At 56.1% G+C, this 8,721-nt stretch carries 7 protein-coding genes; 6 read left to right on the top strand and 1 reads right to left on the bottom strand.

Features of this window, described 5'->3' with window-relative positions; translation table 11 throughout:
- Positions 1 to 504: 504 nt before the first annotated feature.
- Positions 505 to 1,731, top strand: coding sequence for a chromate efflux transporter (gene chrA, locus CDO73_RS20160; protein WP_088490320.1), 1,227 nt, complete (start codon positions 505 to 507; stop codon positions 1,729 to 1,731).
- Positions 1,732 to 1,786: 55 nt separating this feature from the next.
- Here the strand turns inward: chrA and CDO73_RS20155 are convergent, their stop codons facing one another.
- Positions 1,787 to 1,999 carry a hypothetical protein gene (locus CDO73_RS20155; protein WP_088490319.1) on the bottom strand — a complete coding sequence of 71 codons (213 nt, stop codon included), beginning with the start codon at positions 1,997 to 1,999 and terminating at the stop codon, positions 1,787 to 1,789.
- 418 nt (positions 2,000 to 2,417) lie between these two features.
- On the opposite strand from CDO73_RS20155, the gene CDO73_RS20150 reads away from it, so the two are divergent.
- From CDO73_RS20150 to CDO73_RS20130, 5 genes are all read left to right on the top strand, one after another.
- Positions 2,418 to 3,221, top strand: a complete 804-nt coding sequence (locus CDO73_RS20150) for an alpha/beta hydrolase (protein WP_088490318.1) — start codon at positions 2,418 to 2,420, stop codon at positions 3,219 to 3,221.
- 564 nt (positions 3,222 to 3,785) lie between these two features.
- Positions 3,786 to 4,796: a LacI family DNA-binding transcriptional regulator gene (locus tag CDO73_RS20145; protein ID WP_088490317.1), complete on the top strand. Its 1,011-nt coding sequence runs from the start codon at positions 3,786 to 3,788 to the stop codon at positions 4,794 to 4,796.
- 224 nt (positions 4,797 to 5,020) lie between these two features.
- Positions 5,021 to 5,980 carry an ABC transporter permease gene (locus tag CDO73_RS20140; RefSeq protein ID WP_088490316.1) on the top strand — a complete coding sequence of 320 codons (960 nt, stop codon included), beginning with the start codon at positions 5,021 to 5,023 and terminating at the stop codon, positions 5,978 to 5,980.
- Positions 5,981 to 5,999: 19 nt separating this feature from the next.
- On the top strand, positions 6,000 to 6,908 hold the full coding sequence (locus CDO73_RS20135) for a carbohydrate ABC transporter permease (protein WP_088490315.1): 909 nt from the start codon (positions 6,000 to 6,002) through the stop codon (positions 6,906 to 6,908).
- A 90-nt stretch (positions 6,909 to 6,998) separates the two neighbouring features.
- Positions 6,999 to 8,612 (top strand): type 2 periplasmic-binding domain-containing protein, encoded by a 1,614-nt coding sequence (locus CDO73_RS20130; protein WP_088490314.1) that lies wholly within the window; start codon positions 6,999 to 7,001, stop codon positions 8,610 to 8,612.
- Positions 8,613 to 8,721: the final 109 nt, after the last annotated feature.

Here is an 8,721-nt window from a genome sequence, read left to right as displayed (position 1 = left end):
GCAGCCCCGGGCCGGCGATGCCAAGCCGCCGGCCGAACCGTCCCGCCCCGCGCAGCCGGGCGGAGAGACGCAGCCGCCCGATTCCGGCGGCAGCGCGATGGACCGGCTGCTGGCCGCCAAGAAGCGCAGCGGCCGTTAAATCCGAAGCGGCCGACGGCCGGCCGCTTCGGATTCGCTGGAACGCTCGAGCCGCCGCTTGCCGGCCGGCCGATTGTCCGGCTTCGCTTTTCGAAGCTTACGGATGCTTCCGAAGCCGAATAGGGCTTGCTCGGGCTTCGGCCTTTGATTTGCGCTTAACCGGTTTCAGCCTTCGACTTCCGCTTGATCCGCGGAAGCCGAAGGCTGTTTGTTTTCCGGCCGCCGTTTTCGTTAAGGTCGTTACCGCTTCTCCCGCCAAGCCGTTTACACAAATCGTCGTTTCGTTTGACACATCCGGCTGGACGCGCGGCGCATTCCTGCTTATAAAGAAAAGAACGACCTTTATCGGAAAGCGGGTGGGAAGCGATGAATAACATCTTCGGACGCGATACCGCGCCCCAGCCGGATAACCGGCCGAAATCTTCGAGCCGCTTGCGGGAGATCTTCGCCGTGTCGCTCAAACTGGGCTTGACCTCGTTCGGCGGTCCCGTCGCGCATCTGGGCTATTTTCGCGAAGAATACGTAAGACGTCGCAAATGGATCGACGAGCGAGACTACGGCGAGCTGGTCGCGCTCTGCCAATTCCTGCCCGGACCGGCCAGCAGTCAAGTCGGCATGGGGATCGGCATGATGCGCGGGGGAGTCGCCGGCGCTCTGCTGGCTTGGGCCGGTTTTACGCTGCCTTCGGTCGCATTGATGATTTTGTTCGCTTTGCTGCTGCAAACCTTCGACGCTTCCGGAGCCGGATGGATTCACGGCTTGAAGATCGCGGCGGTGGCGGTCGTCGCTCAAGCCGTGCTCGGGATGGGCCGAAGTCTGGCGCCGGACCGGACTCGCGCGGCGATCGCGGTGCTGGCCGCCTGCGCGGTTCTGCTCGGGCAGACGGCATTCAGTCAGATCTCCGTCATTGCCGCTGCCGCCGTCGCGGGGATGATTTTGTACCGCAAAACGCAAGCGGATTCGGTACCCGGCCTGCGCGTGCCGATCGGCAAGAAGTTCGCGGCGTGCTGCCTGATCGCTTTTTTCGCTTTGCTTGCGCTGCTCCCGCTGCTGCGATCCGTCGTCGACAATGAAGCGTTGAATCTGTTCGACGGATTTTACCGGTCGGGCGCTCTCGTTTTCGGCGGCGGACATGTCGTCCTGCCTTTGCTCGAACGGGAGGTCGTGCCGACCGGGTTCGTGAACGCTTCGGACTTTCTGTCCGGTTATGCCGCCGCGCAAGCCGTTCCCGGTCCGCTGTTCACGTTCGCCGCTTATCTCGGCATGATCGGAGGAGGATGGAGCGGAGCGCTGATCTGCACGGTGGCCGTCTTCCTTCCGGCTTTTCTGTTGGTCGCGGGCGCTCTGCCTTTTTGGAGCCGCGTCAATCGCAGTCCCGGAATCCGCGCGGCGGTAAAGGGAGCGAACGCGGCGGTCGTGGGCATCCTGCTGGCGGCTCTGTACGATCCGGTCTGGATCTCGGCTGTGGGTTCGTCCGCGGATTTCGCGCTTGCGGCGCTGCTGTTCGTGCTGCTGAACTTCTGTAAGCTTCCGGCATGGGCGATCGCGGCGGCGGGAGCGGCGGTCGGCGAGCTGTTCGGGCTTCTGTTCTGAACAAAAAGAGCTTTCCGACAAACATCGGAAAGCTCTTTTACATCCGGATGATCCGTTATCGGCGAAGTTCGTAGAACTCGCAAGCCTCGCGGTCGTAATAGTCCAGATCGCTGACGCTGGATTGGATCGCGATCATGGACGAATCGAACCGGATGATCAGTCCGCCCGCGTTGATCATGTCGTCGTCTCGAAAAACGCGCACGGTTCGTTCTTGTTCCATCGCTTCTTGAAAATCGGCTTCGCTTTCGAGCCTTCGGTTGGTGGCCATGCCTTTCCTCCTTGTCGTGCCTGTCTGCGAACCTCGGCCGCTGCACATTCTTTCCTATTCTAGCATATAAGGCGAAAAGGCACGTCGGAATCCCGGTTCGCAAAGCGTAAAAAGATGAGCATCGGGCAGAACGAAAAGTGGTTTCCGATTTGTTTTCATGTCAAAAGGCAAAGAAATCCACATCGCGGCAAAATGCTTTTCGTCCTCGCGAAAGATCCGAACTATTGCCTTGACCGCTAAAGAGGCACATCGTTAAGTTTGCGTGCGCGTCCTACATAAAACGGTTTATATTTTTTCGTGAAAACCCTTTCGCTCGCTTGGGCAGCGCGTATAATAAAACGGGAAGCCGCAGGCCGCAAGCCGGAAAGCGGCAGCTCGACCCCGAACTCATAGAAGCGATCTTTAGGAGGATGAACGAATGAATCCCGTAATTTTGTGGCCGGAAGGCGCGCCGAACGCGCTCGGAACGACGGAAGAAGACGTGCCTGCTCTTTTCCCTTATCTGCTTGAAGGAGATAATCGCGCGGCGGTCATCGTGTGTCCGGGCGGAGGTTACGAGTTCCGTGCGGACCATGAAGGCAAACCGATCGCGCTCTGGTTGAACACGCTCGGCATCTCGGCTTTCGTGCTCCGCTACCGCGTAGCGCCTTACCGATACCCGAATGCTTTGTCCGACGCGAAGCGGGCGATCCGTACCGTGCGCCATCGCGCGGCGGAGTTCGGACTGGACCCGGCGCGAATCGGCATCTTGGGCTTTTCGGCCGGCGGTCATCTGGTCTCGACGGCAGGAACCTTGTACGATGCCGGCGACGCGGGATCGGCCGATCCGATCGAACGGCTGTCGAGCCGTCCGGATCTGCTGATGCTGTGTTATCCGGTGATCACGATGCAGGACCCGTACACGCATCAAGGCTCGCGCAACGCGCTGCTCGGACCGGACGTTTCTGCGGAAGAGATCGATTCGCTCAGCAGCGAGCTTAACGTCACCGAAGATACGCCGCCGACGTTCTTGTGGCATACTTCCGAAGACGCGGCCGTACCTGTCGAGAACAGCCTGCGATTCGCTTCCGCGCTGGGTCGAAACGGCGTGCCGTTCGATCTGCACGTCTACGCGCTCGGCGGTCACGGCATGGGCATGGCCGAAGAAGACGAACACGTACGCCATTGGACGGGACAGGGCGCGTCTTGGCTGAAGCTGAACGGGTTCGCCGAACGCGTCTGAACGAAGCGCGGTAAGCCGGCGGAACGCAAGCGCGATTCGGGTCGGTCCGAAAGGCTCGCAAGGTCCGTTCGTTCCGGACGGCAGCAGAAGCTTTTCGAAGCCTTTTCCTTAGGGAAAAGGCTTTTTCGGCGTTAAGGTTCCGTTTCGACCGACCAACCTGATTCATTGAAATTCCAAGCGGTGAATAAATCAGTGGAAAGGGGTGGAAACGTTTCCTATAGCGAAGATGAAACATTCAATTTGAACCTCTTCGATTTCGGGCCAAATGGCAAAAACACCGAATGCAACCGCTTACTTGTCGAGATTTTTACGCCTTGACAGGGTTCCGGTTCCTGAAAATGACAGCGGTTTAAAGAAAGCGGTTTTTTGATTTTAGAAATTCGCGCAAATCGTATTGACACTTCGAATATTCGGGTTTATGATGTGTATCGAAACGATTCGATGGTGTTAGAAAACGCTTCCTGATCAATAGGAAACGTTTCCCATGAATTTTCCAAGATTTGAGGCAGCAAGGCTGAATAGGCAAAAAAGCCGACCTGCGACCGAGGTGAAGCAGCAGACCAGATGAACATCAAAGATATTGCCAAAATTTCCGGCGTGGGCATATCTACGGTATCAAGGGTGCTCAACAACAGCGGAGTCGTCAGCGACGCTACGAGAGCCAGAGTGCTTTCCGTAGTGAAGCAGCACAATTATGTCCCGAACAGCAACGCGCGCAATCTGAAGAAAACGCAGTCCAACACGATCGCTTTAATGGTCAAAGGCATTTCGAATCCCTTTTTCGCGAACATGATCAAGGAAGTCGAACGCCAAGTCCATCTGAGAGGCTGTCCTCTCATGATTCAGCAGGTCGAGGACGGCGTCGACGAGATCGCGGCGGCCATGCAGTTGATCAAGGAAAAGAATCTGTACGGGGTCATCTTTATGGGCGGCACGTACGATCACTCCGAAGAAGAATTCCGGCAGCTCGGCGTACCGTTCGTGCTGACGACGATCACCACGATGAAAGAAGTCGATCCGTCGGCTTTCTCCAGCGTATCGATCGACGACGTCACAAGCGCCTACAAGGCGACCAGCTACCTGATTTCGTTAGGACATCGCAACATTTGTTTCTTGGCCCGTTTTCCTTTTATGGAGAATACGATCGGCAATCGTAGGCTTCTGGGGTACAAGAAAGCGCTTGAAGAGCACGGAATCGAATACGATCCGGCGTTCGTGGAAGACTGCGAATACGCGCCGAGCTTCGGCTTTGCGGCCGCCAAACGCCTGCTCAGCAAAAATCTGGGCGTGACGGCCATGTTCGCCGCTTCCGACGCGATCGCGATCGGCGCCGCCAAGGCGGTACTGTCTTCGGGATTGTCGATTCCGGGCGATGTCTCGATCGTCGGTTTCGACGGCATCGAGATGGCGGAGTATTACCACCCCTCGCTCGATACGATCAGCCAGCCGGGCGTCGAGATGGCCCACGTCAGCGTCGAGATTCTGTTCGACCTGATCGCGGGAGAAACGGCGAACCGACACGTGGTATTCGAATCCATGCTCGTCAAGCGAGGTTCCAGCCGGAAAGTCAACTGAAAAGAGGCGGGATGCGGAAGATCGATATTCGTATCCCGCGCGCGAAGAATACCCGAACGGGTCTTTGGCTCGGCTCCGTAAGTAAACGCTTGCTGAAACCGCTCGCGGCGCAAGGTTTTCGTTTGACGTAAATCGAAACGATTCACTATCTTGCCGGATACGCCGGCGAGGCGGCCTTCTTCCAGCAGCACCACAGAGACCCTAGAAGAGTGAGGAGATGTCATGTGAAACCCGCAGCTATATCCCCCGGCACGTCCAAAGGGGAACAATCGAAGTTCAAACGACTATTCGTAGAGATCTGGAAATACCGGATGACGTATACGCTGCTCATTCCCGGGCTAATCTGGTTATTCTTGTTCGCTTACATGCCGATGGGCGGCTTGTCGCTCGCCTTCAAGCATTACCGGGCGAACGACGGCATCTGGGGCAGCGAATGGATCGGATTGGAAAACTTCACCTACCTGTTCCGCGATCCGGCTTTCTTGGACGCGGTATGGCGGACGCTGTACGTCAATATCATCAAGTTGTTCATCAGCTTCCCGTTCCCGATCCTGCTCGCGCTGCTGCTGAACGAGCTGCGGATGAGACGCTACAAGAAACTGCTGCAAACCGCTTTTACGTTCCCGCAGTTCTTGTCTTGGATCATCGTCTCGGGGATTATCATCAACGTGCTGGCCTATGACGGTTTCGTCAACAGCCTTCTCTCGCTGCTCGGCCTGCCGACGGTCAACTTCCTCGGCTCCGAACGCAACTTCTATCCGATGATCATTCTGACCGATATCTGGAAGTCCGCCGGTTGGGGCGCGATCGTGTTCTTGGCGGCCATCTCGGGCATCGATCAGGAACAATACGAAGCGGCGCAGATCGACGGCGCGACGCGGATGCAGCAGATGTTCCGGGTTACGCTGCCGAACATCATGCCGACGGTCACCATCATGTTCATCTTGTCGGTCGGCGGATTGATGTCTTCCGGTTTCGACCAGATCTTCAACTTGGCGAACGCTGCCACGCAGAACGTGTCGCAGGTACTCGACGTCTACATCTATCGGATTACGTTCCAGTCTTCCAGCGACTTCGGCTTCTCGTCGGCAGTCAGCTTGTTCCGCTCCCTGGTTAACATGATCCTGCTGCTTCTTGCGGATCGGGCGGCCAAATGGATGGGCGGAGACGGATTATTCCGATAAGAAAGGGGAACAAAGCCTAATGAGTACTGTGGCGAGAAAAGCTAAAAAATCGAAAATCGGCGTCGGTCGGATGACTCTGATGGACTACGTGATCTTCGTGATTCTGACGTTGGGCGCGCTCGCGATCCTCGTTCCGTTCTGGAACGTCATCATGATCTCGTTCACGACGCAAAAAGAATACGCCGCCAACCCGCTGCTGATGTGGCCGAAAGATCCGACGCTGGCGTCCTACAAAGCGCTGTTCGCGGACGGAAGCATCGGAAGCGGCTACTGGAACACGATCAAGCTGATGGCTGCGGGCCTGCCGCTGAGTTTGTTCCTGACGGTCAGCATGGCGTACGGCCTTAGCCGTCCGAGTTTCCCCGGCAAAAAGCCGATCTTCTTCCTAGTGCTGTTCACGATGATCTTCAACGGCGGGATCGTGCCGCTGTACCTGGTCATGAAAGACCTGCACCTGACGGGTTCGCTCTGGGCCGTTATCTTGGCGGGAAGCTTCAGCGTATTCAACATGATCCTGATGATGAACTACTTCCAAGGCCTGCCGGAGTCGCTGATGGAGTCCGCTAGACTCGACGGCGCCGGCGAATGGAAAATCTTGTTCTCGATCGTGCTGCCGCTGGCGGCTCCGATCATGGCGACGATCGCGCTCTTCTACGGCGTAGCTTTCTGGAACAGTTGGTACGATGCCATGGTCTTCCTGCGCAAAGCCGATCAGCTTCCGCTGCAAAACGTGCTGCGGGCGATCATCGTCGAATCGCAAACCAATGCCTCCAACGCGACCAGCGTAGGTCAAGGCGTGGCGCAATCCTTCTCGACGGGCATGAAAATGGCGGCGGTATTCGTGACCATGGTTCCGATCATGTGTTTCTTCCCGCTGCTGCAAAAGCACTTCGCAAAAGGGGTATTGACAGGGGCTATCAAGACCTGATGATACAATAGAAGATTCAAAAAAAGATTCAAAGATTCGCAAGGGGCAAAAAAGGGCTTTCAAAATCTTATTGAACGATGGGGGTAAAACATGAAAGCGAACAAAATGTTTTCGGTCAAAGCTTTGATGCTGCTCGCGCTTTCCATGCTGATGGTGCTCGTAACGGCCTGCGGCAGCGGCGGATCCGGCGATTCCAAAACGGGTGCGGCTGACGCGAAAAACGAAGATGGAACGTACAAAGACAATCTGACCATCTCGTATGCCAGCACGACAGATGTATCGAAAGCGAAAATGGACGACAAGTTCCACAAATTCTTCACCGACAAGTTCAACATCAAATGGGATTACAACTATATCGACTGGGATTCTTGGCCGGAAAAAATGCGTCTGTGGATCAACTCCGGCGACCTTCCGGACTTCGCGAGCTGGAACTATGTAAACGGCGACGCGATCAACTACATCGACCAAGGCCTGTTCTACAAATTCCCGGACGACTGGAAAGAACGTTGGCCGGAAACCGCCAAAGCCTACGCATCGACGGGCCTCGGCGAACGTCTCGAAGAAAAAGTCGGCGGCACTTACGTTCTGCCTAAGCCGGTTTACTTCAAAAACCAACCGGCCGATCCGCTTCTGAACCAAATCGGCGTTATCGCGATCCGCAAAGACTGGGCTAAAGCGGTAGGTTTCGAACTGAAAGACGCTTACACCGTTTCCGAACTGATGAAATTCGCCGAGCTGGTCAAAGAAAAAGACCCGGGCAAAGTCGGCGCCAAGCTGATCCCGATGTCCTTCAACGCAGGCGACCTGCTGACAGGCTTCATGATGGCGAACAACGAACATTCCCGCGTCGAATCCGCTTTCTACAAAGGCGAAGACGGCAAGTACCACTGGGGTCCGGCCGACGAGTCCACGCTCACAGGTCTGAAACTGATGCAAAAAGCGTACAAAGACGGTCTGCTTGATCCGGAATTCTACACTTGGAAAAACAGCGAAGGCGGCGACGCGTTCAAAGTAACGGGTACTTCCGCAATCGCGGGTCTGGGCGGTCTGGCTTCGTACAGACAAGACATGGATACGGCGATGAAGAAAAACCTGAACCTGAACAGCTCCGACGTCGTGCACGAAGCGCTGATCGTCGGCGAAGACGGCAAATACCGCAACTTGGAACAAGTTAACTTCTGGTCGTCCCTGGTGTTCTCGCCGAACATCTCGCAAGAGAAATTCGAGCGCATCATGGACATGATCGAATACTCGGTAACGGACGACGCGCAGCGTCTGCTGAATCTGGGCTTCGAAGGCGAAGACTGGAAAGAAGAGAACGGCGAAATCAAAACGACGCTGCCGGAAGGCACGACGCTGGAAGACAAATACCCGGGCCGCTTCGAAGGTCTGTACGTTCTGGGCGACGACTTCAGCGTAATCAACCCGGCGATCAAAAAAGAATTCCGCGACCGTTCGGTTGACCTGTACAAAGAAAAAGCGAAACTGAGCACAGAAGGCGGCGCTATGGCTACTTACGATTGGGACTTCCAACTGTACAGCTCCAAAGCGAAAGACCAAGCCGGTTTCGACTATGCGACCGAATACGCGAACCTGATCGTGCAGCCTGGCGATCTCGAAGCGAACTGGAAGAAATGGGTAGCTAGCAAGCAAACCCTGGTTCAACCGGTTATCGACGAACTGAACAAAGAATTCGCGAAATAAGAAGTTTGCATAATCCAGCAGTACCCGGGCCCGGACGGCACCTCGCCTGTAGGCCCGGCCGCAACTCGAACCCGGTGCGCGCGGAACTTCCGCACGAACCGGGTTTTGT

Source organism: Saccharibacillus sp. O23 (assembly GCF_002205895.1).
Taxonomy (GTDB): Bacteria; Bacillota; Bacilli; order Paenibacillales; family Paenibacillaceae; genus Saccharibacillus.
The sequence above is the reverse complement of the archived record's forward strand: the minus strand, read 5'-3'. Positions and strand labels throughout refer to the sequence as shown.